Origin of the sequence: Microbacterium sp. BR1, assembly GCF_002812725.1 — a bacterium.
In the GTDB taxonomy this organism is placed as follows: domain Bacteria; phylum Actinomycetota; class Actinomycetes; order Actinomycetales; family Microbacteriaceae; genus Microbacterium.
In genome coordinates, this window is the sequence record NZ_NMUN01000009.1 from 211,657 (window position 1) to 237,992 (window position 26,336).

The following is a 26,336-nucleotide window of genomic DNA, read 5'->3' on the forward strand; positions in this document are numbered from 1 at the left end:
GGGCCCGAGGATTACCGGACTGAGCGTCAGCGAGGGAGGATATGCCGCAGGGCCGGAACGGAGCAGGCCGGAGCGAGCTACGATCGGCCGCCGGGAAGGGCTCGCGGGCCGCGCCGAATCGTTCGACGGCACGGCGCTCCCATCGCCCCTTCCCTGTTAGTCCCCGGCGAGCGTTGCGAGGGTTGCGATGAACTCACGGCGGTCGGCACTCGGGTCGATGATGAGGGCTCGGATCGTGTCCGTCGTGTGGGCGAGTTGGCGTGCGGGGAGGGATCGGAGCGGTGCAATGCACCAGGCGAGGTCCTCGTCGATCGTGTACCCCGGCTCGTCGCTGAGCTTGCCGGGGTAGTACAGGAAGGCGGAGATCGCGACGCGGAACAGGGTCACTTCCGTGTCGCGTTGATCGACCAGGGTTGTTTCATTCATGTGCGGGGTGAGGGTCATCGGTTCATTCCCATCGGATGATTCGGTTGCAGCATGGGGTGCGGTGCGGCGGGGTCCAGGTGGTGCGGGTGCCGGGCGGGTTCGCGATGCCGGAGCCGTTCGTTGACTTCACGTCCGATTGCGTCCAGTCGCGCTTCTTCCACGGCTTGGAGGGTGCGGGTCGGCTTGGGGCCGGGCCGGGCGCGGTCCAGTTCCTTGTGCAGTCGGGCGAGCTCTTCCTTCTGCTCGGCGAGGTGATAGGCGGCGCGGGCTCGAAGACTGTCGCGTTTGAACGCCGCCACAAGCTCGGGTGGGGTCGCGACCGACCGGAGCGCCTCGGATAGCTCCGCCGTGGTCCATTCGCGGGTGAAGAACGCGTCCGCATCCGCCCTGTGAGCTATCCGGTCGTCTCGGGACACCCGGTGGAGCCGGCGCGGGGGCAGGCCGGCGTCGCGGCGCCGTTTCTCCCGGTCCCGCCATGCCCGCTGGGTCGCGAGCTGCCTTTCCTTGTTCCTTGCGTAGTACTCGCGGCGCCGCGCCCGTTGTTCCTCGGCATTGGCGGCGTAGTGCTCACGGCGTCGCTGCCGGTGCTTTTCGGGATCCGTCCGGTATTTCTCGCGCAGCTTCGCGTTGACCTCGTCTTTGTGCTTGTCGCGCCACCGTTGGTCGCGTTGCCGCTTTGCCTGGCGGTACGCCTCTGGATCCTTCTGCCGTATCGCGGCCCGGTGTTGCCGCTGATACTCGAGGTACTCCTCGCGGTGCTGCGCGTAGTACTCACGGGACCACGCGCGGCGGGCGTCGCGGCGTTCCTTCTCCCGGTCATACAGCCGCCGGCGGGCCTGGGCGATCTGCAACCGAAGGTCCTCGGCGTCCGGGGAGATCGGTTCTTCGTCGTTCCAGTAGTCGTCCGACATGGCCTCACCGCGCAACCGTGCCGGGCTGACCGGAGGTGACGGGCATCCACGTCTCGTGTGCGCGGGAATCATGATCATGCTGACCCAGGGAGCTATCGAAGGCGGGGCGTTCGGATGTGGCAGACCTTGGCTGTCGGGATGCTCCGTGGTCGGTCACCGCGGAGGTTTGCGAGTCCCGGACATGGGCACTGCCGGAGTCCGGGACTGCCGGAGTGCGGGAGGGTCAAGTCCTGGGACGTGGTGTATCGGTGATCGTGTGATCCCTCGTGTCGAGGTCAGGCTGTGAGGGCCCGAAGGTCGGGTTCGATCACCTCCTCTGTGGTGGGTTCGCCGACGCGGCGTGCGGCGGCGAGGGCGTCGAGGCCGAGGTAGCGGCGTTGCTCGGCCCACTCGTCGTGTTGCTCGGCGAGGACGGCGCCGACGAGCCGGATGATCGCGTCGCGGTTCGGGAAGATGCCCACGACGTCGGTGCGGCGGCGGATCTCCCGGTTGAGGCGTTCGTTCGGATTGTTGGACCAGATCTGCCGCCAGATGCTCTTCGGGAACGCGGTGAACGCGAGGATCTCCTCACGTGCGGCCTCGAGGTGCTCGAACGACCTGGGGAGCTTGTGCTCGAGCGCGTCCAGGACGCGGTCGAACTGGGCGTGCACGGACTCCGCGTCGGGCTGGTCGAAAACCGTGCCCAGCAGGGTCTTCACCCATGGCCACGAGGACTTTGGGGTCACGCTCATCAGGTTCGCCGCGTAGTGGGTTCTGCACCTCTGCCAGGACCCGCCGACGGTCGCGCCGATCGCTGCGACCAGACCTGCGTGTGCGTCGGACGTGACGAGCTTCACGCCGGTCAGGCCTCTCGCGACGAGGTCGCGCCAGAACGTCAGCCAGCCGGCGCCGTCTTCGGTCGAGTTGACTTGCAGACCGAGGATCTCGCGGTAGCCGTCGGCGTTCACGCCGGTCGCGACCAGCACCGCGACCTTCACGACCCGGCCGCCCTCGCGGACCTTCATGGTGAGCGCGTCGGCGGCGACGAACGAGTACGGGCCGGCGTCCAACGGCCGGGTGCGGAACGCGGTCACCTGCTCGTCAAGGTCGCGCGCCATCTCCGACACCTGCGACTTCGACAGCCCGGTGATCCCGAGGGTCTTCACCAGGTCATCCATCCGACGGGTGGACACGCCGAGGAGGTAGCTGGTCGCGACCACGGTGGTCAGTGCGGCCTCCGCGCGGCGGCGGCGTTCCAGCAGCCACTCCGGGAAGTAGGTGCCCTGCCGGAGCTTGGGGATCTTCACGTCGATGGTCCCGGCGCGGGTGTCGAAGTCGCGGTGGCGGTAACCGTTGCGACGGTTCACCCTGTCGTCGCTGATCGTGCCGTAAGCGGCGCCGCAGATCTGGTCCGCGTCCGCGGATAGCAGCTGGTTGATGAACGTGCCGAGCATCTCCCGCAGCAGATCGGGAGACGCCTGCGCGAGGTGGTCTTCGAGGAAGCGGGCAGGGTCGATATCGTGGGGTGAGACGGTCATCGTCGGGGTCCTTTCGAGATGGATGTGAAGAGTTCTCTCGAAGGATCACGCGGTGACCGTCGCTACGTCCGCAGCGACACGGTCACCCGATCCGTACACCACCTTGCCGGACGCCACCTGCGGGAGTTCGGAAGTGCGGTGATCACGGAGCGGCGGAGCTCGTCTTCCGTAGACCCGCGCAATGTGTCCGCGTGAGCCAGGAGTAGATCGATCGCGACGCGGATCAGCGTGTTCTCTGTGATGCGTTCCGTTTTGACGCGTCGGCGCCGCATCACCGTTTTGGTGAGAGTGGAGAGTGCGGCATCCTGGTCGGCCCGCAGGCGCGCGTCCTTACGCACCAGTCGCGCAAACTTCGCCAGTCCGCGTTCCTCGACCGGCAGCTCTGTCTGCATCCGGGCGCGCACGTCACTCAGGCGTTGGCCGAGTTCGATCTTGCCCATGGTCACCACCGCCCGATGCCCGTGAGGGCGACTTGTTCGGACACCTCGAGCCCGACCCGCGTGATGTCGGCGATGGCGCCCGCCGTGTGGCGGTTGTCGCGGACCGTGGTCACCAGGTGCCCGAGCACGGGCGCGTCAGCCTGTGTCTTGTATTGACGTAGGTAGGCGTCCAGGCGCGGAATCCCCCACGTCGTGTCGAGCAGGTCTCGCCACGCCTTCAGCTGCGCAGGGATGCGGGGGTCGATACGGTTCAGCAGCACCGCATGGCGCATCTGGCGCGGCTCGATCAGGCGCGCGATGGTCCGCATCGTGGGCTCAACCGCGAGGGCTTCCGGCGTCAGCGACACGATCGCGTAGTCGGCCGCGTCCAGCACGGTCTCCAACACCGGAGTGTCTTCGAGGCTGCCGGGGGTGTCGACCAGGAGGAAGTCATACTCCGCGTGCAACTCACGCATCCGGGTGAGCACCTTCGGGTTCTGGTTGCCGGCGAAGTCAAACGGCAACCGATCCCTGATGTTCTCCGACCACCACACCGTCGACTGCTGCCGGTCAACGTCCACCACCAACACTCGATGTCGACGCGACAGCGCCGCGCCCAACTGCATCGTGACAGTCGTCTTGCCGACGCCGCCCTTCTGGTTTGCAACAGCGATCACTCGCACGGCGACCTCCTATTTGCGGAACTCGTTACGGTCTTGACAGCAGTACACTCCTAAGTCGTATAGTCAGTCAAGAGCAATCTGCGGAATGCATGTGCGGTACGGCAAACTAAGGGGGTGAAGGTCGACGTGAAGACACTCGACGGCAAGAGCATGTCCGCGCAGCGCGCGACAGAGCCGGTCGGGTCCGCACTGCGTATCGCGCCAGGGTTTGTCGCAACCACTGTCGATGACACGGCCGGCGTAGAGACGACACTCGAGGCGCACTACCTCGCCGAACGAGGCCGCTACGTCATCACCACCATCACCAACCGTGCAATCGCCACCGACTTCAGCGAAGACCGGTTGAAGCACACCGCCCCACAGGCGATCCTGCGCGCGGCCATCCCGCACTGTGTCGCATTGCTGCTCGATGACAGTGCGCAGGCGAAGTGGACGACGGTCGCGGACCTCACGACCACCGATCGGCGGATCGTCCCGCTGTGGATGGCCCAGGCGGTCGTCAAGCGTGGGATGAAGGACGAGCGCTGGCAGGTCATTGAGATCCTGTACGGCATCGCCGCACTCGCAGATCTGCCGCCCGTCAAGCTCATCGCGCTTGAGCTCGATGTCCCGGAGCGCACCGCCTCAGACTGGATCCAGAAAGCACGCGCCGCGGGCTGGCTGGTCGGCATGACGTCCAATGTCGGCCGACCTGCCGGTGGTTGATTCCCTCACACTCCCCACGACCCTCGTCGCAGTCGACGACGCGACGGCCGCCGCGATCCTCGGGCTGAGTCCCTCGCGACTACGCCATCACGTGCGCCTCGGCAACGTCGCTCCCCATTTCTCTGGCACCAAGCCGTTGTATCTGATCTCCGAACTGGAACGCTTCGTGGAGCATCTGCCGACCCATCCCGAACATCTACCCACGGTGTAGCTCAGTCGTCGGGCTGCGCGCTTGTGGCATTCGGCGGTCGAGTAGTCTGCGATTGATCGCAGACCGATGCGCATGAGACGACGCGTGTCCACCCTTGCCATAGAGGAACCATGAGCCAATCATTAAACATCGTCGTAGGTGTGACAGGTGGCATCGCCGCTTACAAGACCGTGCAGGTGGTGCGGGACCTCGTCTTGGCCGGGCATTCCGTACGGGTGATCGCGACCGAGTCCGCGTTGCGGTTTGTCGGCGCGCCGACGTGGGAGGCGATCAGCCGGAACCCGCTCTCCACGTCGATCTTCGACGATGTGGCCGCGGTGCGTCACGTCAGTCTGGGGCAACAAGCGCACGTCATCGTGATCGCTCCGGCGACGGCCAACACCCTCGCAAAGCTCGCCGCCGGCATTGCCGACAACCTTCTGGGAACGACGGTGCTGGCCAGCAACGCACCCTTGGTGGTGGCCCCAGCAATGCACACCGAGATGTGGACACACCCGGCGACCGCCGCGAACATCGCCACTCTACGAGCTCGCGGGGTGATTCTGGTCGGACCGAACTCGGGACGACTCACCGGCAACGACATCGGGCCGGGGCGAATGAGCGAGCCCGACGCCATCGTGTCCGCGACAATCGCTGCCGCATCGACTGTCGTGACGCGCGCGGCATCCGACGATCTCACCGGGCGACGGGTCCTCGTGACCGCGGGCGGCACCCGCGAGCCGATCGATCCGGTGCGGTACCTCGCGAATCGCTCGAGCGGCAAACAAGGCGTCGCGATCGCCCTCGCCGCAGCCGCGCGTGGGGCCGAGGTGACAGTCATTGCCGCGCACATGGATGCGGAACCCGCCGCAGCTCTCAAGAACTCCGGTCTCCACACAGTCGACGTGCACACCGCCGCTGATCTGGCCCGCGAGGTCGGCACCGCGGCGGGCACCGCATCGGTCGTGGTCATGGCCGCAGCCGTCGCCGACTTCACCCCAGCGCAGGTCTCTGACCGCAAAATCAAGAAGAACGCGCACGGGGAGACGCTCGAGCTGGCGCTCGTCCGCACAAAGGACGTACTCGGCGAGCTGGTCTCGCATCCGGTGCCGGGGCGGGTCGTGGTCGGATTCGCGGCCGAAACGGCGGCGGATCGCGACGAGCTCGTGACGCTCGCCCGCGAGAAGCTCTCCCGCAAACCCGCCGACCTCCTGGTGGCCAACCCCGTCGGGCATGACAAGGGGTTCGGCACGGATGACAACGAGGCACTCATCTTCGCAGCATCCGGGGCGGTCGTGGCCGAGGTCTCCGGCAGCAAGCGCGTCGTGGCCGACGCCATCCTCGACCGCGTGGTCGAGCTGCTCGACCGCGAGTGAGTTGAAACCCGAGCACCGGTCCGCTCGAGACCATGGTGCCATGATCAGCTCCGTCGATCCTGCCGCGCCCGCACGGACGCTGTACCGCAAGATCGAACGATCCCAGTGGGCAGATCTGGCACCGGGGATGGAGCAGCCCCTGACCGAGCGGGAGATCTCGCAACTGCGCGGACTCGGCGACCACCTCGACATCGACGAGGTGCGCGACGTCTACCTCCCGCTCAGCAAGCTACTCAGCCTTTACGCACGGTCCACCAGAGCTCTGGACTCCCGGACGAGCGCCTTCGTGGGGGAACCTCCCACCGCCACTCCGTTCGTGATCGGCGTCGCCGGTTCAGTGGCGGTCGGCAAGTCCACCATCGCCAGGCTGCTGCGGGATCTGCTCAGTCGCTGGGCCGACACGCCACGCGTCGAACTCGTCACTACAGACGGCTTCCTCTACCCGAATGCCGAGCTCGCGCGCCGGGGGCTCATGAGGCGGAAGGGATTCCCCGAGTCCTATGACCGCCGCGCGCTCGTTCAGTTCCTCCGACAGGTCAAGAGCGGTGCACCCGAAGTCGAGGCCCCGGTCTACTCCCACCTTCACTACGACATCGTGGATGGCGCACGGGTGACGGTGAGCAGGCCGGATGTCGTCATCGTCGAAGGCCTGAACGTGCTGCAACCTCCCCGGGACACCGACGGCGTATCGATCAGCGAACTCTTCGACTTCTCGATCTACGTGGATGCCGACACCGACGACATCGGCCGTTGGTACATCGACCGATTCATGACCCTCAGACAGGGCGCCTTCAGCAACCCGGACTCTTACTTCACCGTGTACGCCGACCTCACCGACGAAGCGGCGATTCAGACCGCGAAGGGGTTTTGGAACGGCATCAACCTGCCGAACCTCCAGGCGAATGTACTGCCGACGAGACAGCGGGCACGACTCATCCTCCGCAAGGGGTCAGACCACGCGGTGGAGAGAGTACTGCTCAGGAAGCTGTGACCCTGCTTTTGCACTTGGTGCATAAACCATCGATACTGAGCACAGGTCAGCTGTGTCGCTCGGCCATCCACACATGATCCCCCTTCCCTCACACCCACGCACCGCCCCCATGACTGTCACCGTCGTCGGCGGTGGGCGACTCGGGCGTCCGCTCGCGCGCGCACTCCGTGCTGCGGGAGCGGTCGTGCACGGGCCGATGATGAGGGGCGAGACCGTCCCTTCGGCGGACGTCGTCCTGCTGTGCGTGACCGATGGAGAGATCGCTGGCGCGGCCGACATGCTTCACGGCTCGGCGGCTCTCATCGGCTCCGTGTCTGGAGCGAACCCCCTTGCCGAGCTTGACGTGGACTTCGGGTGGCACCCGCTGCAAACCTTCGTCGGCGACGAAGGACCTGACGCGTTCCGCGGGATCGGCTGCGCCATCGCCGGGAAGTCCGTCGATGCCCTCGCGGTCGCCCAGCAGCTGGCGGACCTGCTCGGCGCCCACGCGTTCCCGGTCGCCGACGACCAGCGGGCCGCGTATCACGCCGCCGCGTCGATCGCGTCGAACTTCACCGTCACCCTCCTGGCTGCGGCCGAAAATGTCGCCGCGGGCGCAGGGCTCACCCCGGCGGAGGCGCGTGCGCTCCTCGCCCCATTGGTGCGCCGCACGATCGAAAACTGGGCAGTGCGGGGCCCGGAGGCGGCGCTCACCGGTCCGGTGTCGCGGGGCGACGAACGCACGGTAACCCGGCAGCGCGACGCGATCGCCGGACGATCTCCCGAGGTGCTCCCGCTGTTCGACGTCTTGTGCGAAAGCACGCGGGGGCTCGCTAAGAAGGGCAGGGCCACCGCATGAGAATCATCCGCGACATCGCCGAGGTGCGCGACGCGCTCCGCAACGCTCGCGACGGCGGGAGCAACGTTGGACTGGTTCCCACCATGGGAGCCCTCCACGAAGGCCATCTGTCGCTCGTGCGTCAGGCTCGCGCCGAGACTGATCTCGTCGTCGTGTCGCTCTTCGTCAACCCGACCCAATTCGCCGCGAACGAAGACCTCGGCGCGTACCCGCGCGATGAAGCCCGCGACGCGGAACTCGCCGACGGGGCAGGCGCCGACATCCTGTTCGCTCCCCCAGCAGACCAGATCTACCCGGGCGGATATGCGACGACCGTGCACGTCTCCGGGATCACCGAGGTGCTATGCGGGGCGGCTCGGGGGCCAGAGCACTTCGACGGCGTCGCCACCGTCGTAACCAAGCTGCTGCACATCGTCGCACCCGACTCGGCCTACTTCGGGCAGAAGGACGCGCAGCAGGTGCTCGTGATCCGCCGGGTGGTCCGGGACCTCAACATTCCCGTGCGCATCGTGGCCTGCCCGATCGTGCGCGAGCGCGACGGCCTCGCGATGAGCTCACGCAACGTCTATCTCGATCCCGCCGCGCGTGAGCGCGCCACAGCACTTAATCGGGCGTTGGATGCCGCGGCCAGACTCGTCGCTCAAGGAGAAACGCGAGCGGATACGGTGCTCCAGGCAGCGCGCTCCGTCCTGGCTGCCGCGGACATCGACCCGGAATACCTCGAACTGCGCTCACCCGACGATCTCCGCATCCTCGACAGCGTCGGCGACTCGGCGCTGCTCGCGGTCGCTGCGCAGGTCGGACGAGCACGCCTGATCGACAACCGAATCCTGGAGGCGACCCGCTAATGCGACGCACGATGCTGAAATCGAAGATCCACCGTGCGACCATCACGGACAGCGATCTCAACTACGTCGGTTCGATCACGATCGACCCCCTTCTCCTCGATGCGGCCGACATCCGCGTCCACGAGCAGGTGCAGGTGCTCGACATCGACAACGGCGCCCGCTTCGAGACCTACGCGCTCCCCGGCACGCCCGGGAGCGGTGAGATCCAGATCAACGGCGCGGCAGCGCGCCTCGTCCACCACGGCGACCTCGTGATCGTACTGACCTACGCCGACTACGACGAGGACGAGGTCGACTCGCACGACCCGATCGTGGTGCACGTCGATCACCGCAACGGCATCATCGACGTCGACGACGCGGTCGCCGTCCTGCGAACGCCGGCCGTGCGCTCATGAGCGCTCAGTCGGTCCCCGTGAGTTCGTCGAACGCCCGCGCACGGCGGACTATCGCCAGCCTCGCGGCGCAGAAGACCGCCGGTGAGCCGATCGTGATGGTCACCGCCTACGACTACCCGAGCGCACAGATCGCCGAAGCCGCCGGGGCCGACGTCGTGCTCGTCGGCGACTCGGCCGCGATGACCGTACTCGGATACGACAGCACGGTGCCGGTAACGGTCGAAGAGATGCTCATGCTCACCGCCGCGGTGCGCCGTGGCCTCTCGACCCCACTCCTGGTCGCCGACCTCCCCTTCGGTTCCTACGAGGGTTCCGACGAGCAGGCCATCGCGACCGCGCAACGGTTCATCAAATCGACCGGGTGCGACGCCGTCAAGATCGAACGCGGAGGATCCTCCGTCGACCGCGCCCGCGCCATCATCGGAGCGGGCATCCCCGTCATGGGCCACGTCGGACTCACCCCCCAGACCGCCGCCACGATCGACGGGTACCGATCGCAGGGGCGCACCGCCGAGGAAGGCCTCGCCATCCACGACAGTGCCCGAGAACTCCAGGACGCGGGGTGCTTCGCAATCGTGTTCGAAGCGATCCCCACTGCGGTAACGAACGCGATCACGCCACGTCTCGACATACCCGTCATCGGGATTGGCGCAGGGCCGAACACGGACGGGCAAGTGCTCGTCTTCCATGACATTCTTGGCATCTATGACGGCCACGCAGCCCGCTTCGTAAAGCGCTACGCCGAACTGCGCGGCCCGATGATCGCCGCGGTGACCGCATACGCTGACGACGTGCGCAGCCTCGCATACCCGCAGCCCGAGCACGGGTACAACCTCACCGCGTCGGAGGCCACCCGATTGGATCGACTGCTGACCGACCGGAGCCACATTCATCCCGACTAGCCCGAGGGATGCGGAGCATCGCGCCCCACATACGTGGCCTGGCAGAGAGCCTTGAGCTGAGCTGGTTCCCCCGGCCGCGGCTGGCGCCGCGGGGGCGAGTACTCGAGCACGGGGCGCGTACGCCGATGACCAAGGCTCTACACCTGGGCAACTTCGAGGCTGCGGGATCGCCGAGTTGTCCGACGCGAGAGCGCCGCACCCAACTGCATCGTGACGGTCGTCTTGCCGACGCCGTCCTTCTGGTTTGCCACAGCGATCGCTCGCACGACCATCTCGTTGTTGCGGAACTTGTTAGGGCCTTGACAATAGTACACTCCTAAGTCGTATAGTCAGTCAGAAGCAATCTGCGGAATGCATGTGCGGTAAGGCGAACTAAGGGGGTGAAGGTCGACGTGAAGACACTCGACGGCAAGACAATGTCCGCGCAGCGCGCGACGCAGCCGGTCGGGTCCGCACTGCGCATTGCGCCCGGTCCTATCGCAACAGCCGTCGACGACACGGCGGGCGTGGAGACCACACTCGAACCGCACTACCTCGCCGAACGCGGCCGCTACGTCATCACCACCATCGCACTTCAGCTCGACGTCCCGGAGCGCACCGCCTCAGACTGGATCCAGAAAGCACGCGCCGCGGGCTGGCTGATCGGCATGACGTCCAACGTCGGCCGACCCGCCGGTGGCTGATGTAAAGCCTCAACCAGACGTGGGTGTTTCGCGTGTCTTCCGCTGGATTGCGCTGGGGCTTTGCGCGGCCTTCACCGGGCCTGCATTCGCAGGACGATCGCACCACTCGTCGTGGAAAACCGTCTCGCGTTCCACCGAGGACCAAAGGAGGCTGCAATGACGCTGGATGCATCACCGTTCGCCGACGTGGACGTGCGAACGCCCCGCTCCGCATACCTCGATCGGCGCGAAGCGGCAGAGTACTGCCGAGTGCCGATGTCGACGTTCGACTCGCTACGCCGCAGAAACCAAATCCCCCACCCTGATGCGGAAATGGGCAAACACATGCTCTGGAAGCGCGCGACACTCGACGACTTCCTCGAGTCCGGAGGCACCCGTGACCTCCGGTGACGGGCCTGCAAGCCGAATCGACCCCAAGACTCTTCGGACACTTCCTGAAGGGATTCGATACCGTGCCGACCGCGGGGGCAAGTACCAAGTGCGTATCTGGGGTGTCGGCCGCAATGGCGAGTGGAAGGAGCGCGCCACACTCGTCGATTCACTCAAGGAGGCGAAAGCACTTCGCGCAGACGGTGCGGCACGGCAGTTCCCCGAGGGGTCAATGAGACTCGGCGACTGGTATGAGAGATACTGGCCGACGATCCGTGACAGTGTCCGCCCCGCTACAACGCGCGCATACGAGCGCGGCTGGCGGCTGCGGGTCCAACCATGGCTCGGGCACCGCAGACTCGAGACGATCACGGCAGGCGATGTCGAACAAGCGCTCACCGAGTGGACCGGCGGGGCGTCGACCAAGATCGACGCGCTTGCTGTCCTCAGCCGTCTCCTCGACGGCGCAGTACGCGCCAAACTGATCCCGATGAATCAAGCACGCCTCGCACGGCGACCAGTCGCGGACCCACAGCTCAACCTCCGATCGCGTGCACTCACACCGGAGGAGGTCGGCGTGGTGCTGAACGCGATTCCGGCAGGCCCCTATCGCAACTATCTCGCCGGCCTCATCTACACCGGCATGCGCGCCAACGAAGCCGCCGCCCTCCAGGTTGGCGACGTCGATCTCGATGCGCGATCAATCCACGTGCACCGCAGCTTCAGCGCCGATCTCGATGGTCGGATCAAGGAATACACGCCGAAGAGCCACAAGGAGAGAGACGTCCCGATTCCGTCAGTGCTCGTCCCGCACCTTGATGACGCAATGACCGGCAAATCGCGCTCCTCGCTCGTGTTCACCGGCCCAAAAGGTGGCCGGATCAACGGGTCCAACGTCCGCAGGGCCATCAAGTGGGACGCGATCAGAGCGGTCCTAGACCGTGACGATTACCGTCTTCACGACCTTCGCCACACACTCGCTACGCTGCTGTTCGATGGCGGCGCTGCTGCGAACGACGTGCAAGCCATCATGGGGCACTCCACCCTGCAAATGACCGAGCGGTACAGCCGCGCCAGGTCGGACGCAGCGAGACGCGGTGCGGAGAGACTTGATGGCCTGTTCGGAGTGCCGCCTCGAAGCGGGCCATCCCTCTGATCACCCGCGAAGCCCTGGCGACTCGGCGGCGGGCGTCGCGTTAGATTCACCCCGATCAGCCCTGCCTTGTGGCCTTCGTGGGGCGCGCAGATTGGCGCGCGACTGACCTCGGCGAGAGCCGATCGGTCGGATGGGGCCTCGCCGCGGCGGCCTGCGAAATGGAAGAATCGGTAGCATGCAGCGCGCGGCCATCGACGACGGCGTACTCGGTTGGCGGGGACGGAATCACCGCACGATCTGTGCCGGGAATGTGCTGGGAACTCCACCAAAACAATGACGATCAACGAGGCTCAATGAGCACTCGAACCGCGGAATCACGCGGCTGATTAGCATCAACGAGTACCCAAGAAGCCCCCGCAACTAACTGAAAATCGTGAGGTCACGGGATCGACGCCCGTCGGAGCCACTGAAACCCTCTTCTGGCTTCTACAGGAGGGGGTTTCTTTATGCCCGGTCAGAGGCCATTTATCGGAATGCGGGGTAGTGCAAATGGCCGCCCACTGGCAACTGCTACTTCCATACGGGCGTCCACTGCGCCATCTGTGCCGGCAAAGTGCCCGTCACCTCCCGGCACAAATGAGCTGATGCCCCTGCGCCGCTTGATCGCATCGTCCGGGGCGTTGACGAACGAACACAAATGAGCGCCAACTGCGACGAACTGCAATCGCGTGCGAAGTGGCCGATTGGCAGTGACTGCACGATTCCCATCGCCCACTCACACCCGCAATTGCATCACCGGCGGCCCGTTGAGCATCGCCGCGATTCGCTCTTAAGAAGCTGTTGCCACTGGCGCCACACACTCGATGCGGGTCCCTCGGGGCGCAGGTTGCAAGCGGATCGTATCAACTTCCGCTAATCCAAATTATGTCAGATGACTGACATAGGCGAGCAACCTGCATGCGGCCGGTGAGCACATGCGGAGCCGCGGCGCACGATCAGGTCCTTCATGACAGGACTCAAGCGCGAACTCCCACGTTTACAGCTGTGCGCAGGTCGCTCAGGGTGACACCAATCTCGGAGAGGGAGGCACGCATCTCGTCGTACACGGGTGCTGCACCCCGTAGGTCCTCGATTGTAAGGACGGCAGCGAATCGAACACCTTCGGCTGGAAAGGATTCGGCTGCTCTCGTGAGGTATTCGAGATCGAGGCGCCAGTCGGTCGATTTGCCTCGTCCGTTTGGCATGCGTGCCGTGTAGGACTTTACCGGGTACCACTTGCCAAGCACGCTCGCCAACGTGCGTTCGTTCGCATATCGATAGCCAGAGAAGAACTCGTGCGTCGGTTGTGCGCGGCTTTCGAAGACACCGTTCTCGTCAGACTGCTTCACGGCGCCGTCGAGATTTACACGGACCATTTCGACACCGTGGGCATAGTTGATGATGGGCTCGGTCACCAGTGTGAGCTTGAGAAGGCCACGACACTTGCCGTTGGTGTCGGAGAGTGAGTCTGGCCAGCGGAACGGAAACTTCACGTTCCGTCCAGGCTGAATGGTGTCACTGAGGACGATAGTCATCCGGTGCGGCTCACCCTCGAGAGTCTCGGCGACTGTGGGAAGATGGCCGCGACCAACGAACGAGGGCGCGACGACCGCCACTTCTTTCGCGAGGAGGGTTGCGGGGAGTCTGGCGCTATGGGTTGCGAGCGCGATGAGGAGATCGCGCGACACATCGCCGGAGATAGCCGCATCCAAGGTTGCGAGGTATCGGGCCACCAGCGGTGCTGCGTAACTGGTCCCCGCAACGTCGCGGATGGTGCCAAAGGAGCTAATCGCGGTCAGGCCGGTCGCTCGTGCGGGACCTTCGGGTCCCCCGCCTCCATACGCAGCGAAATCGGGCTTGAGCGCTGACGGGGTCTGATCGCTGCGACGTGTGTATCTCGCAGGTACGCCTTCAACGCCCTGCGCGAGTCCGGGTGGATTGGTCGCGCCGACACTGACATTGACCAGACTTTCAGCTGGCGCGAGGAGCCCGTCCGGGCCGGAATGGCGGGCGAGCATCGCGTTGACCTCGGTGCTGTTGGGAGGCCATTCTTCCCGCTGCTCGGTCTCGGTCAGGTTCCCAGCCGAGATCACGAAGAGCACGTCCAGATCGAGCGCGATTCTGTCGAGTCCTTGGGCAGCCAAACTGTAGGGGGCTCCACCCGGTGCCCTCCGAAGGTTGTACGACAAATTGAAAACCCGGACACCTGCTTCTTGCTTCGCGCGCGCGACGCTTGCACGAACCTCATCAAGAAAGTCCTCGAGAGATGCGTAGTAGTTGTCGTAGGCGCTGCCCGCAGGGAGCAGATCGAGATCGTAGACGCGGCAGTCCTCATCGGGATCCAAGATCCCAGAGTTGAAGGCGCTTCCCAACGCGATCAGTGAGGCGATGGTCGTTCCGTGATTCACTCGACTGACGTCACGGTCTCCTGGCGCAAGAAAGTCTGCCCGTCCGGCGACCCACGCTGAGTTGATGAACGGTCCACCGATTCCACCGTCGATGACTCCGACTACTGGTCGCACGCTTGCAGGATCCGGCGTACGTGCGGCCGATTCCTCGCCCGTGCTTGCAGCCGGCGCTTCAGTAGAGGGCGGAACTCGGTCCTCAAGCCTCACGCGCTTTACCGACGAGCTCGCCTCGAACTCCGCCAGCCCCTCCCGGAATGGGACAGTCGCCGGTGGGTGGTGAGCGACGTCAGACGGGCCGGGCGGCGACGCTTCAAGCGCACGTCTCACGCTTGCCTCGATTGCAGGAGGCGGCGCGATAGTGAAGGTGGTCTGCAGTTCGCGTAACCGAGCAGTCAACGCTCCAACCTCGGCAAGCGTTGCCGAGCGAAGGGGCTCGCGCTCGGGAAGATCAAATAGCTCAACCTGCGCCTTCGCGGCGCCATCGATCGTCAACCAAGCATCGGCTTCGTCAAGTGTGTATCCACGTTCTTCCGCAGGTGCCCACTCCCGCACGTCCTGGATCGCACTCACTTCTGTGCGTGGCGGCGACGGACTGTACACCAGTGCGCCGGAAGCGTCCGGCCGCCACCGTTCTTCGACCTCGGCGTCAGCGACCAGATCAATGACCTCTTCGAGCTTCGTCGGCGTTATCGCGAAGACGAGCTCCCCGTAGTCCCCGGTGCCCACATGGGACGCGCGCGATGATCTGAATAGTGTGCCGAACGGCCGGTGGGACTTCGCCAACGCATCCGGTCGCATCCGAACTGCAACGTTGACTCGGTCGCTTGCGAGGTTGTTTCTCAGGATGGAACGCAGCGCACCGACGATGGCTGTTCTGTGCTCAGCAAATCCGCGGTCGTCACCTCGGAAGAAGTCTTTCGCCGCACCGCCACCGCGACGACCGTCGCGATCCCCACGAAACCAATCGGGGTTCATCACAATCTGAACAGGGCCGCCAGCCATTTCACACCTTCACTTCGCTCGGGTTCAGCCAGCGGCTGATCGTTTTTCTATCCCTGCCAAAAATCACTCCAAGCTCGCTCTGGCTCAAAGATGCTGGCGGCTCGTTGAGATGCTTCGCGAGCTGCTGGTCAGTCGAGTCGAGCCCATCCGCGCCCTGTATACCCGTGGCCTGCGCTGCTTCGCGAAGCACGGTTACAGGTGACCGAGCATCCCGAGTCGCAAGCACTGTGGATTTCAGGAATGCCATTGCCAGCGTTCTGACATCAGCGCCTGATCGACCAGAGGTCACACTGGCGACGGCCTTGGCGAGCGGATCCACTTCTTCCAACCGGTCGAGAAGAAGATGGCCGATCTCAACCCGACCCTCGTACGTCGGCATGCCGAGGTGAATTTGATGCTCGAACCGACGCCACACTGCTGAGTCGAGGAGTTTCTCGTGGTTGGTGACAGCAATCGTCAAGCCGAACTCAGTCCGCTTATCGAGGTTCTGCAGCAACGCGTTCACTACACGCTTGATCTCTCCTACCTCGTTCGCATCGTCGCGGATCTTCGCGACAGCATCGAACTCATCGAGGATCAGCACGCAGTCGTAGCGGTTACAGAAATCGAAGAGAGCCCCGAGGTTCCTGGCGGTGTTGCCAAGCAGCGAAGAGATAAGCCCATCGAGACGCGCGATCACTGCTGGACGACCGAGACGCACGGAGATTGCGAGCGCCAGCGTGGTCTTACCTGTCCCGGGAGGCCCATAGATCAGCAGGGTGCGGCTGATGGGGAGCCCCACCTGCGCAAGTTCAGCTTCGTGCTGCCATTCGCGCACCAGCGAGTCGTACGCTGCCTGCGCCTGCACGGGGAGGACCGGTAGCGCGCGGCGACGGTCCGGCGTCACGACTTCACACAGCGGCGCTCCAGACTCACGATCTACGGGGAGCGCCGTCTTCGGCCCTAGTCGTTGAGCCGTCGGAGCAGCCGTTGCGACATCGGAGGGCTGCAAATTGATGGGCTCAACCGCCTGGCGGTTGCGAGCTCGCGTAATCAGCGACCGAAGCTTGCGGGCGTTGCTGTCATCTCCTGATTCGGCGAGCCTCTCGGCAAGGCGGGTTACCTGGTGCTCGATAGCCTCCGGGTTGCCAGCGAGAGCAGTGCGGGCGAGCGCCTGAATGACATCGAAGTTCTCCATGTGGACAACACTAGACGCTGGGTGCGACATTCACTCGCCCCGATGGGGCACTCGGGCCTCGAGATGGGACACGCGACGGTGTTCACTCGAGTGCATCGCGTCGGCCCGCCACCGCGACGGGATCCTGGCAAATGTCTCCTATCCCTACGGTTGTGAAACGCAATGCTTTATGGCGTAGTTTTCGCGGCGAGAGATCGCGCTTCGGCACGACCCATCGTGACGAAGTCGCGGGTGAATTCATCAAATTTTGACGGGTCGAGCTTGCCTGCGTCGACGAGCCGGGCTGCTTCCATCGACGCGTCGAGGGTCGGCTTTCCAGTGACGACCGGGTAGGGGAAAGACTGTAGGACACCGCGCGACCTAAGCACCTTGCTCGCCATCAGCGGGAAGCCGAAGGCAGGATCGCCGGCATCCGCGCGGAGATGGTCTCCATCGGGGAGCCACGCGAGCCCGTGACCCATTGGCTCGACCTTCCACCCCAACCCCTCGTAGAAACCCACCTGGTCTACTGGGATGTGCGCATGAATGAGATTCTGCACAACCTTTTGCGATCGCGTAATGATCTTCTTTACCAGCGCTGCGCCAATACCCTGCCCCCGGTGCTCCGGCTGGACAGCGAGGTACTGGAGGTTCATGGTCTGCGCGTCCGTATCGCCCGACGTCATCATGGAGGGCACCCCGACTGCAAATCCGACTATTTCCCCTTCTACTTCGGCGACGAAGGTGAAGGCGCGCATCGGCGCGGCGAGCCGTTCTGTGAGGGCAATAGCGGCGAGATTCTCGTCGTCGTATAAGTAGCCCGCGTGGCGCACTCCAGACTTTGCCGGAAAGTACTCGTGCTCCAGCAACCTGAGCGCTTCACGGTCGGCGGGGGTGGCGAATCGTATGCGGGGACGCGGTGTGGTCATGGGGAGACAGTATCGACTCCGGTCCGACGGTAGGCGGTTGCTCCGAGGTCGGATCCGCCCCACAGGGCCGATGGGTCGATGGGTCGATGGGTTCACGATCATTGCCGCGCTCGCACAGATGGAGCATGAGATATGGTGCGAACGCGTCACCGACTCCATCAGCAAATGGGCGGCCGCAAAGGCACGGACTATCGTCGTAGTCCAGCACGTGCTGCTGAGCAGGGGCTCCGACATCCACACCTGATGCCCTTACGTGCCGGGAAAGTGCCGGGAGCTCCATGGAATCGACGACGATCAACGAGCACCAATGAGCACTCGACCCGCGGAATCGCGCGACCAACGAGTACCAACTGAGACACGTGGAGTCGACGCGCCTAACTGAAAATCGTGAGGTCACGGGATCGACGCCCGTCGGAGCCACACGGGTGATCATTACGTCATCCCAGAAACCCTCGCGGAGCTTCTATCCGCGGGGGTTTTGCTTTGCCCTGATGAGAGGCAGATTCCGAACCGCTCCCGTGGTCTGTAGGCGCCCGGTCGTTGAGCGAGCGCAGCGAGACGAAACGCGCGGCACGCATGGATGAGGCCGCTGTCGCCACTGGACTGGGCCGGTCTGGGGCCGGCGTGTTGCGCAAGTCATAATCCAAGCGACTCGAATTATGAGTAATGTCATTACTCATAACTTTGGAGTTGGTTCTTATGAGCAAGGGCCCGAACGAAGAGATTTCAGGCGCGACCCGACCGTGGCCTGACGTCTCCACCGAAGAGCTGGAGTGGGCGCCCGCACTTCACACCCACGCCTCATCACTAGCGCCCAGGCGCTACCGCGCGACGGTGCCCGCAGCGATCGCCAACCTCCTACCGGCGATAGACCACGAGACCGCCGCGCTTGCCGAAGAAGCGACGCAGGAACTCAGCAGATTTGACGCCGAGTTCGGCCACAGATTATCGACGCTCGCGCCCGTGCTTCTGCGATCAGAAGCGGCATCGTCGTCGCAGATCGAAAACCTCACGGCGAGTGCGCGCGCCATCTTCAGTGCAGAACTGGGCGCGACGGGGAGCCGCAATGCTGTCGATATCGTCTCCAATACTCGGGCGATGACTACTGCTCTGGACCTGGCGGAGAATCTGTCTGTCGAGATGATCCTCGAGATGCACGCGACACTCATGGCAGAGCACCCTCGACACACTCCAGGCCGGTTCCGCACCGAGGCCGTGTGGATCGGCACCCGGTCCGATTCGCCGGTCGGGGCCGAGTTTGTCGCCCCCTTCTATGGAAGAGTCCCCGCGCTTCTCGACGACGCGCTGTCCTTCGCACGCCGCACCGATGTGCCGGTGCTCGCCTCCGTCGCCATCACGCACGCGCAATTCGAGACGATCCACCCATTCACAGACGGCAACGGTCGCACCGGGCGAGCGCTGGCGCAGGCGATGCTGCGGCGCCGCGGAACCACCCGCAACGTGGCGGTCCCGGTCTCCGCCGGCCTACTTGCCGATGTGGAGGGGTACCACCGCGCGCTGACAAGCTATCGCGAAGGCAACGTATCGCCCATCACCCGCGCGTTCGCGAACGCATCTCTGCGGGCCGTGACCAATGCGCGCGAGCTAGTCGCTGAGCTAGACGCGATCAGGATGGGGTGGGATCGACAGCTGAACGTCCGCAAATCGAGCAATGCATGGAAACTCTTGGATGTAATCCTGCGGCGTCCTGTGATCGACGCCACGATCGCAGCCGCAGAACTCGGAGTGAAGCCGCCAAACGTGTATCCCCCGCTCAAGGCCCTGGTAGATGCAGGGATCCTCCGATCCAAGGCAGAACACAGGCTCGGTCCGTTCTGGCGCAGCGAAGAAGTGCTCGCGGCAATCGATGGATTCGCCGAGCGCGCAGGCAGACGCGAGCGGGTTCGGTGAGCGAACTGTGAGAACTTTCTTTACTCGTTCAAGGCCGGCCTACGGCCGACAGTGCGGGTGAGGGGGTGCACTGCGGTGCGTCCGGTCCTCGCTCCGCTCCGGTCCGGGCGCTCCTCGGCGCCCCCTCACCCGCACCCGCCAGGCCGTGTCGCCGTCGTCTTCATCGATTACACGCGTCGCCCGCAGTAGCTTGAGCCTGTAGCTACTGAAAGCTCAAGGGAGATCAATGCGGATCACAGATGCGACCGTCGGAAATTACAGGTCGATCGGGAAGCAGACGCACTTCGCGCTCTCGGACCTGACGACTTTGATCGGGCCCAACAACGAAGGCAAGAGCAACTTACTCCGGTCCTTGGCTCTTGGACTTCGTGTGATCGAGGCATGGGGGAACCTGCCCGAGCGGTTGACGAATACGGGTGAGCTTTCGGGCCCTCAGCTCGGACTAGTGTATGACCCGTTCCACCCGCGCAGAAGGCCGGACCGTCACAGAGATGTCAGCTACGACTGGTCAGCTGACTACCCCCTCTCGAAGCAAGGGGCGAGGAGCCCTCAGCCCACTGTGGTGCGGATTACATTCAGCCTCACAGAGGAGGAAGTCGCGGAATTTCGGGAGGAAACCGGACTCTCCAACAATGGGACGTTACCCATCGAGCTGAAGTTCAGCCGATCAAAGACCTCACTCCAAGTCGTGAAGCCCGGCCGCGGCGCTGCTGGGTACACCAGCAAAGCACCTACTATCGCAAAGTTCGTGAGCCAGCGAATCGATTACGTCCTCGTACCAGCTGTTCGAACGATGGAGCAGGCCATGGAGTTGCTGAACAGCCTTGCGACATTGAGGCTTAATGAACTCGCGAGAACAGACGCATACCGGGTGGCACTACGACAGGTCGACGAACTCCGCTCCAGCGTGGTCGAGAGCGTCCAGGCGGACCTGAAGAACACTATTTCGACCTATCTCTCGAACGTATCCAGCGTTGAGCTGATACGTCGAGACGTCCGCACCGCAGAGACCATCAACCGAGTAGTGATCGATGATGGATCTCCGACGTCGCTCGCCCAAAAGGGCGACGGCGTCAAAAGCCTGTTCGCCCTCGCTCTGATCCAACACCTGGCAAATCAGCGCGTCGATCAAGCGAGATCGAGCCTCGTACTACTCGTAGACGAACCCGAAGCTCACCTGCATTCGCGCGCTGTACATGATTTACTCGCCCTCTTCACCAAGATCGCGCGCCAACAGCAAGTTGTTCTCGCGACTCACAACCCGATCTTCGTGAATCGAGAATCGATCGCCGCCAACGTGCTCGTTCGCAGCAACGCTGCCACTGCTGCCCGCACCGTGCAGAGCATCCGCGAGGTGATGGGCGTCGAACTACACGACAACCTCGATTCAGCGGAGGTCGTTGTCCTAACCGAAGGCTGGACCGACGCAAAGATCCTCCCCGCGGTTCTCGCCCACATCACTACAAAAGCAACGAAAGATATCTCCTCAGGACGCATCGTATTCAAGGCCGCAACCGGCACTGGGAAAATAGGCCGCCTCATCCAGCGCGAGCGCTCCACCGCGTGCCGAATTCTCGCAGTGCTCGATGGTGATGCGGCGGGTGATGCGCAAGCGCAGCAGCTGCATGACGACGGCGTACTCGACCGCGCAAACATCTTCGTCCTGCGAGATCCGGGCCGCGATGCGTCAGAGATCGAAGACTTGATCAATCCTTCGGTGTACCTCGATGCGCTCAAGACGAAGTTCGGCAGACAGTTCAAGGAAAACCAGTTCAAGAATCCGCGCAAGAAGTGGTCGCAGAACTTCGTCGCCGCTGCCTCGGCAGTCGGCCTCTCTGGAGCGCCAGCGGATCTCCTCAAGGAAGCGAAGATGGTCGTCAGCCACTCCGTTTCCCACGCCAGCAGTCAATCCGCAAAGCCCACCGCAATGACGGTGATGGAAGCCCTAAGCGTAGCCATCTGGAACGACAAGTAGTCCGCCTGTGGTCCACGGACCGTGCCGGTTCTGTGCCGGTAGTTCCACTGAGATCACCCTCAACTAGCCGCGACCAACCATGACAACTTCCGCGTAATCACGCAGCAAACGAAGATCAACGAGCACCCACCGGGCCACCGCATACAACTGAAAATCGTGAGGTCACGGGATCGACGCCCGTCGGAGCCACTGGGACCCTCGTGGCTTCTACGCACGGGGGTTTCTTCATTCCGGGTCGAGACCCACAGCGCACCATCACATGGCAGCCAGGACGAACTGCGCGAAAGCCCCGGCCGACAACAGCGCAAACCCGCCCGCGGCGACGAGAAGAGCTCGTATCGCGCGGCGCTCGATGGCGTAAGCGACCGCACGAGCGACGAGGGCGACTCCCGCGACAACCATCGCCAGTCCACCCAGGACGGTGCCCCAATATCGAGCACCGTCGCCCCCGAATACGACCATGAAGTAGGTCACCAACACACCGACGAAGCAGATGGCGACAGAGAGAACGAACCCGGCGAGGGACGCCTCGCGAAAGCGCTCGGCGCCGCCGCTCTCCCGTCGAACGAATTCGCGCGTAGCCCGTTCACCGAACTTCTGGCGATACAGAGGCACCAGGATCAGGACGTCCCTGAGCTCTGCAGGATCGGGAACATCCGGAGGTATCGCCAGGAAGGCTCGCGTCCAACGCTCGGAGAGCCCGCTGGCCGCGATCATCCGAGCGAGACGATCCCGTTCTATCGGTGTCGTCCACCCGTCGAGGACGATCCCCCACCGACCGGCCTGATCGGGAGAGTTCAGGCCGCGATAGATCTCGGCCAACGCGCGCCGCGTCTCGAAAGGAGGACGGTCCTGCTCTGCAGCTTTGCGGAGCACCTCGAGGGCGGCCTTGACGTTCCCGGCGTTGATCAACGCACGCGCCGACGCTATCGCCGTCACCACGGCGCCTCCTCCTGGCCCAGGGATCGCCCGCGGCACGCCGCCGAACATGTCCAGACGTTACCGGAAACGGCCGCCCTCCGCGCCCGACGACATGACCGCGATGACGATTGGAAAGGAACGAGCACGAGGGCGTGTCTGACAATGTCCGTGTCCAGGCGATGACGGCGCTGAGCACGGCGGCAGCGCGGTAGAGACAGTGGTCAGGTGCGCCATCAGCGGCAGGAACATTGGTGAGTTACCGGCCTGACCGGGTGTGATCAGCGTCACCACGGGGAGCCCGTTGCCAACGACGAGCTGGTGAATCTTCGTCGACAGGCCGCCCCGGGAGAGCGGCCGATGCCATGATCAAGCGGCTCTTCCCGCAGTTTCCAGCCACACGACGGTGCTGACCTCGGCGCTCGGCTCAGCTCTCGCTCACCCGCGGTCGGCGTGCGAGGACCAGGACCACGGCCCACATCGTCACGAGCACGCCGGTCAAGATGAACCCGAGGTCGTCGATGCCGAACGATGCCAGCCACGGAAGAGGGCCGCCGAGCCCGAGGTTGTCGACGAGGACGCCCGCCAGCTGGACGATCGCGATCAGCACCGCGGCGACGACCGAGAGTCCGGTCATCGCGATCGCGTACGCCGCACCGATATGGCGACGGCCGGGCTGCAGAGTGTACGCGCGACGCATGACTGCACCCTGCGTCGTATCGAAAGCACTCATTCCGGCAGCGAACAGCACCGGCAGAGTGAGCGCCGCCCACCACGGCACGGCAACGAGGGTGGCGGCGCCGGCGAGAGCAAGCAACCCGATCTCGGTCGCGGTGTCGAACCCAAGTCCGAACAGCAACCCGACGATGTACATGCGCGACGGACGATCGACCGCTTTCTCGAAAGGTCCGAGCAAGCGGAGTACGGGCCCTCCCACCGCCTGGTGGCCCCCCTGGTGGCCCACCTGATCGCGACGGCGCAGCGACGCGACGTTGATCGCGGCGATCGCGAGGAGGAAGACTCCGGAGACCGTGGGGCCGATGATCCCCGTCCAGGTGCGCAGCGCGGAGGAGTCGTCTGCCAGCGAGGAGCCGATCGCCGCGATCCCGAGGGTCAACAGGATGCACAGGACCACCACGATCGTGGAGTGCCCGAGGGAGAACCAGAAGCCGACTGTCGTCGCCGGGCGCCCCCGTTCGGCGAGCCGCCGGGTGGTGTTGTCGATCGCTGCGATGTGGTCGGCGTCGAAAGCGTGCCGTACTCCGAGCGCATAGGCCGTGAGCCCGACCCCCAGAGTCACGAGTGCGCCACCCCCACCACCGAGCGGGATGTCAGCCGGGATGACGATCAGGAGGAGGACGCCCCAGCCGAGCACGTGCAGCAGCCCGATCAGCGCGATGACCGCGATCGTGCCGCGCCGCGGCACCGTCCGCGTGCCGGATTCAGACAGTGACGTCACTTCAGTTCCCTCCGACCGCGGCTTCGTTCGCTGGTTCGTCGCCGTGCGGTGCCGTTCTCTGTCGCGCCCGCTCGGCCCATCCGTCCCACACCCGGTCGAGGCGCGACGTGTGCGTCTCGGCGCCGAAGTGACGCGCGATCGCACCGTGATGCTCCAGCACGAGGTCGTCCGCCGTCGTCGACGGCCGGAATCCCAGCGCGATCACCGCGTCGAGCACCCTGTGCTCGCCCAGCACACCCGGCTCGGGAGCGAGCCCGTCGAGGTCGAGCTGCTCGACCAGCAGCGGACCTTCGGCATCCCGCGCCGTGAAAGCCGAGCGCAATCGCCCGCCGCTCTCGCCGTGCCGCCCGAGGACGAGGGTCTCGCGGATGACGGCGGTCGCCCCCGCCGCGAGGTCGAGCGTCGTGCGGCGCTCGACCTCGGCGCCATCCGTCACCACGAACGGGAGTCCGCGCCACAAGAGCGTCGCTCCCTCCTCAACTCGCACCGACATGGTCCAGGCCGAGGGCCGTCCGTCCGCCCGATAGGCGATGGTTCCGCCGACGTCTTCGAGCTCGAGCAGGCAGCCCGCCCCGACGACGACCTCGACGTGCACGTGGTCGCCGCCGAGGAGGATCATGCCCGCCGCGGCGAGCGCGACGTGCGCGCGGGAGTCGTCCCGCGCGACCAGCCGCGGTGCGAGCGCGCCGACGGTCAGGTCGACCCGGGCCCTCGGGTCGCCCTGGCGGACGGCGATGCGTGTGGGGATCACTCGTGCGTGTGCGTCCCGACGCCCGCGTGCTCGTGCGCGTGCTCGTGCGCGTGTACGAATCCGCCCTCGGGATGCTCCTCGTCGGCGTGGAAGTGCGGCGCCATCGGTCCCGGGTCCTGCGGGACGTGCGTTCCGGCTCGGTGATCCGCCAGCATGCTCAGCACCCAGGCGCGGAGCGCTGCCACGGACGCCGGATCGTGCCGCGAGAGCGCGAGGACGGCGCGCCCCTCCCGCGCGTCCGAAGCATCCGCCACCATGCGCGGCACGTCGACCCCGACGTACGGCGCGAGGTCCGTCTTGTTGACCACGAGCAGGTCCGCGCGGCCGATCCCGGGGCCCCCCTTGCGCGCGACGTCACCACCCCCGGCCACGTCGAGCACGAAGATCTGGGCATCGACGAGCGCGGGCGAGAACGTCGCGGTCAGGTTGTCGCCGCCCGACTCGATGAGCACGACATCGAGCGGTGCGAAATCCCGCTCGAGGTCTTCCGCGGCGAGCAGGTTGGTCGTGATGTCGTCGCGGATGGCGGTGTGCGGGCACGCACCCGTCTCGACCGCGCGGATGCGTTCGGGATCGAGCACCCCAGCGGACCGCAGAAAGCGTGCATCCTCGTCCGTGTAGATGTCGTTCGTGATCACGCCGAGGCGCAGATCGTCGGCGAGCGCGCGACAGACGGTCGCGATGAGCGACGACTTGCCGGTCCCGACGGGGCCGGCGACGCCGAGCCGGAGCGCGCGGTCGGATGCGGGGGAATCAGGCACGGAAGAGCCTCCTGTTGCTGGCGGCGTGGGCTTCTGTCCACGCCTCGGATTGGGGAGCGCTGGACGCGGGGATCGCGTCGGGCGAGGTGATGATCGCGAGGTGCGGGACGAGTGGGTCGACGGACTCGCACGCGTCGAGCACGAGCCGCGCCCCCTCGACCGGGTCTCCGGGTTCGAGTTTCAGCAGGGCCGCGACGGCGCACGCCATGTCGTCGTAGACCGCGAGACGCACGAGCGTCTCGGCGTCCACCTCGGCGTGCGCCGCGACGGCGCCGAGCACGATCGGTCGCGGCACGCCCGAACCGGACGCCATGCTCACGACAGCGGCGATCGACGCCGACTCCGGCCAGAGCCCGCGAGCCAACCGCAGGAACCCTCGACCGAGCTCGCGGGAGGCGTGCCGCGCGGCGGCACTCGGGGTGCGGGCGGCCCATGCGCGTTCGAGGGCGTCGAAGGACGGGGCATCCGCCTGCGCGATGTGACGCGCCACGACCGCGACCGCCGCGTCGACCAGGGTGGTGGTCCGGGCTCGTGCGCGCAGGAACGCCGCCACCTGCCGTGGCGCGAGTCCACCCTGCAGGGCCGGCTCGAGGCCGGATGAGAAGGCATGGCCGCCGGATGGCAGGCGGGCGTCGGCCAGAAGCAGGGTGATCGTCTGCGCGGCGGGGTTCATCGGGT

26 protein-coding genes and 2 pseudogenes are annotated in these 26,336 nt (G+C 65.1%); 13 read left to right on the forward strand and 15 right to left on the reverse strand.

What is annotated here, in order from left to right:
* Positions 1–156: 156 nt before the first annotated feature.
* The 5 genes and pseudogenes from CGU35_RS15185 to CGU35_RS15205 all read right to left on the reverse strand — a co-directional run.
* Positions 157–444 (reverse strand): hypothetical protein, encoded by a 288-nt coding sequence (locus tag CGU35_RS15185; RefSeq protein WP_036297733.1) that lies wholly within the window; start codon positions 442–444, stop codon positions 157–159.
* Complete coding sequence (locus CGU35_RS15190; RefSeq protein WP_157811204.1) at positions 441–1,277, reverse strand: hypothetical protein; 837 nt, start codon at positions 1,275–1,277, stop codon at positions 441–443. The genes CGU35_RS15185 and CGU35_RS15190 overlap by 4 nt, the downstream gene beginning before the upstream one ends.
* A gap of 335 nt (positions 1,278–1,612) precedes the next feature.
* Complete coding sequence (locus CGU35_RS15195; RefSeq protein ID WP_100809640.1) at positions 1,613–2,854, reverse strand: IS256 family transposase; 1,242 nt, start codon at positions 2,852–2,854, stop codon at positions 1,613–1,615.
* Positions 2,855–2,916: 62 nt separating this feature from the next.
* Complete coding sequence (locus tag CGU35_RS18430; RefSeq protein ID WP_198519614.1) at positions 2,917–3,294, reverse strand: hypothetical protein; 378 nt, start codon at positions 3,292–3,294, stop codon at positions 2,917–2,919.
* A 2-nt stretch (positions 3,295–3,296) separates the two neighbouring features.
* Positions 3,297–3,953: pseudogene (locus tag CGU35_RS15205) on the reverse strand (ParA family protein); the annotation flags it as partial.
* Between the two features lie 117 nt (positions 3,954–4,070).
* Between CGU35_RS15205 and CGU35_RS15210 the strand changes: the two are divergent.
* The 8 genes from CGU35_RS15210 to panB all read left to right on the forward strand — a co-directional run bounded on the left by CGU35_RS15210 (position 4,071) and on the right by panB (position 10,201).
* On the forward strand, positions 4,071–4,661 hold the full coding sequence (locus tag CGU35_RS15210; protein ID WP_232711339.1) for a hypothetical protein: 591 nt from the start codon (positions 4,071–4,073) through the stop codon (positions 4,659–4,661).
* Complete coding sequence (locus tag CGU35_RS15215; RefSeq protein WP_146048055.1) at positions 4,654–4,872, forward strand: hypothetical protein; 219 nt, start codon at positions 4,654–4,656, stop codon at positions 4,870–4,872. Before CGU35_RS15210 ends, CGU35_RS15215 begins: the two co-directional genes overlap by 8 nt.
* A gap of 110 nt (positions 4,873–4,982) precedes the next feature.
* A complete protein-coding gene (gene coaBC, locus CGU35_RS15220; RefSeq protein ID WP_036297740.1) occupies positions 4,983–6,227 on the forward strand; it encodes a bifunctional phosphopantothenoylcysteine decarboxylase/phosphopantothenate--cysteine ligase CoaBC in 1,245 nt (414 codons plus the stop codon).
* Positions 6,228–6,267: 40 nt separating this feature from the next.
* The gene (coaA, locus tag CGU35_RS15225) at positions 6,268–7,218 is read left to right on the forward strand and encodes a type I pantothenate kinase (protein ID WP_051513293.1); all 951 of its coding nucleotides are present in this window, start codon (positions 6,268–6,270) and stop codon (positions 7,216–7,218) included.
* Positions 7,219–7,327: 109 nt separating this feature from the next.
* The gene (locus tag CGU35_RS15230; RefSeq protein WP_232711340.1) at positions 7,328–8,056 is read left to right on the forward strand and encodes a DUF2520 domain-containing protein; all 729 of its coding nucleotides are present in this window, start codon (positions 7,328–7,330) and stop codon (positions 8,054–8,056) included.
* On the forward strand, positions 8,053–8,904 hold the full coding sequence (gene panC / locus CGU35_RS15235) for a pantoate--beta-alanine ligase (protein WP_036297741.1): 852 nt from the start codon (positions 8,053–8,055) through the stop codon (positions 8,902–8,904). The genes CGU35_RS15230 and panC overlap by 4 nt, the downstream gene beginning before the upstream one ends.
* Before the next feature lie 11 nt (positions 8,905–8,915).
* Entirely contained in the window at positions 8,916–9,299 is a 384-nt protein-coding gene (gene panD / locus CGU35_RS15240) for an aspartate 1-decarboxylase (RefSeq protein WP_306342095.1), read from the forward strand.
* The gene (gene panB / locus CGU35_RS15245) at positions 9,296–10,201 is read left to right on the forward strand and encodes a 3-methyl-2-oxobutanoate hydroxymethyltransferase (RefSeq protein ID WP_100812329.1); all 906 of its coding nucleotides are present in this window, start codon (positions 9,296–9,298) and stop codon (positions 10,199–10,201) included. The genes panD and panB overlap by 4 nt, the downstream gene beginning before the upstream one ends.
* A 137-nt stretch (positions 10,202–10,338) precedes the next feature.
* On the opposite strand, the gene CGU35_RS18275 is transcribed toward panB, so the two are convergent.
* Complete coding sequence (locus CGU35_RS18275) at positions 10,339–10,467, reverse strand: ParA family protein (protein WP_198517666.1); 129 nt, start codon at positions 10,465–10,467, stop codon at positions 10,339–10,341.
* 126 nt (positions 10,468–10,593) lie between these two features.
* On the opposite strand from CGU35_RS18275, the gene CGU35_RS15250 reads away from it, so the two are divergent.
* From CGU35_RS15250 to CGU35_RS15255, 3 genes are all read left to right on the forward strand, one after another.
* On the forward strand, positions 10,594–10,884 hold the full coding sequence (locus CGU35_RS15250) for a hypothetical protein (protein ID WP_232711341.1): 291 nt from the start codon (positions 10,594–10,596) through the stop codon (positions 10,882–10,884).
* Positions 10,885–11,040: 156 nt separating this feature from the next.
* On the forward strand, positions 11,041–11,274 hold the full coding sequence (locus tag CGU35_RS18435; RefSeq protein ID WP_051513295.1) for a helix-turn-helix transcriptional regulator: 234 nt from the start codon (positions 11,041–11,043) through the stop codon (positions 11,272–11,274).
* A complete protein-coding gene (locus CGU35_RS15255) occupies positions 11,261–12,409 on the forward strand; it encodes a tyrosine-type recombinase/integrase (protein ID WP_158497526.1) in 1,149 nt (382 codons plus the stop codon). The genes CGU35_RS18435 and CGU35_RS15255 overlap by 14 nt, the downstream gene beginning before the upstream one ends.
* A 956-nt stretch (positions 12,410–13,365) precedes the next feature.
* On the opposite strand, the gene CGU35_RS15260 is transcribed toward CGU35_RS15255, so the two are convergent.
* From CGU35_RS15260 to CGU35_RS15270, 3 genes are all read right to left on the reverse strand, one after another.
* A complete protein-coding gene (locus CGU35_RS15260; RefSeq protein ID WP_081766254.1) occupies positions 13,366–15,798 on the reverse strand; it encodes a S8 family serine peptidase in 2,433 nt (810 codons plus the stop codon).
* 1 nt (position 15,799) lies between these two features.
* Positions 15,800–16,975: an AAA family ATPase gene (locus CGU35_RS15265; protein WP_036298077.1), complete on the reverse strand. Its 1,176-nt coding sequence runs from the start codon at positions 16,973–16,975 to the stop codon at positions 15,800–15,802.
* A gap of 167 nt (positions 16,976–17,142) precedes the next feature.
* Positions 17,143–17,883 carry a GNAT family N-acetyltransferase gene (locus CGU35_RS15270; protein WP_036298075.1) on the reverse strand — a complete coding sequence of 247 codons (741 nt, stop codon included), beginning with the start codon at positions 17,881–17,883 and terminating at the stop codon, positions 17,143–17,145.
* 834 nt (positions 17,884–18,717) lie between these two features.
* Here CGU35_RS15270 and CGU35_RS15275 point away from each other — a divergent pair.
* Complete coding sequence (locus tag CGU35_RS15275; RefSeq protein ID WP_232711342.1) at positions 18,718–19,794, forward strand: Fic family protein; 1,077 nt, start codon at positions 18,718–18,720, stop codon at positions 19,792–19,794.
* Between the two features lie 226 nt (positions 19,795–20,020).
* Entirely contained in the window at positions 20,021–21,769 is a 1,749-nt protein-coding gene (locus CGU35_RS15280) for an ATP-dependent nuclease (RefSeq protein ID WP_100812331.1), read from the forward strand.
* A 255-nt stretch (positions 21,770–22,024) separates the two neighbouring features.
* Here CGU35_RS15280 and CGU35_RS15285 read toward each other — a convergent pair whose 3' ends face one another.
* From CGU35_RS15285 to CGU35_RS15310, 6 genes and pseudogenes are all read right to left on the reverse strand, one after another.
* Complete coding sequence (locus tag CGU35_RS15285) at positions 22,025–22,711, reverse strand: hypothetical protein (protein WP_100812332.1); 687 nt, start codon at positions 22,709–22,711, stop codon at positions 22,025–22,027.
* Positions 22,712–22,867: 156 nt separating this feature from the next.
* Positions 22,868–23,073 (reverse strand): annotated as a pseudogene (locus CGU35_RS18870) (IS5/IS1182 family transposase); the annotation flags it as partial.
* 41 nt (positions 23,074–23,114) lie between these two features.
* A complete protein-coding gene (locus tag CGU35_RS15295; RefSeq protein WP_198519615.1) occupies positions 23,115–24,146 on the reverse strand; it encodes a HoxN/HupN/NixA family nickel/cobalt transporter in 1,032 nt (343 codons plus the stop codon).
* A gap of 1 nt (position 24,147) precedes the next feature.
* Positions 24,148–24,897, reverse strand: a complete 750-nt coding sequence (locus CGU35_RS15300; RefSeq protein ID WP_232711343.1) for an urease accessory protein UreD — start codon at positions 24,895–24,897, stop codon at positions 24,148–24,150.
* Positions 24,894–25,658 carry an urease accessory protein UreG gene (gene ureG / locus CGU35_RS15305; protein ID WP_100812333.1) on the reverse strand — a complete coding sequence of 255 codons (765 nt, stop codon included), beginning with the start codon at positions 25,656–25,658 and terminating at the stop codon, positions 24,894–24,896. Before ureG ends, CGU35_RS15300 begins: the two co-directional genes overlap by 4 nt.
* Entirely contained in the window at positions 25,651–26,331 is a 681-nt protein-coding gene (locus CGU35_RS15310; RefSeq protein WP_100812334.1) for an urease accessory protein UreF, read from the reverse strand. Before CGU35_RS15310 ends, ureG begins: the two co-directional genes overlap by 8 nt.
* Positions 26,332–26,336 lie beyond the last annotated feature (5 nt).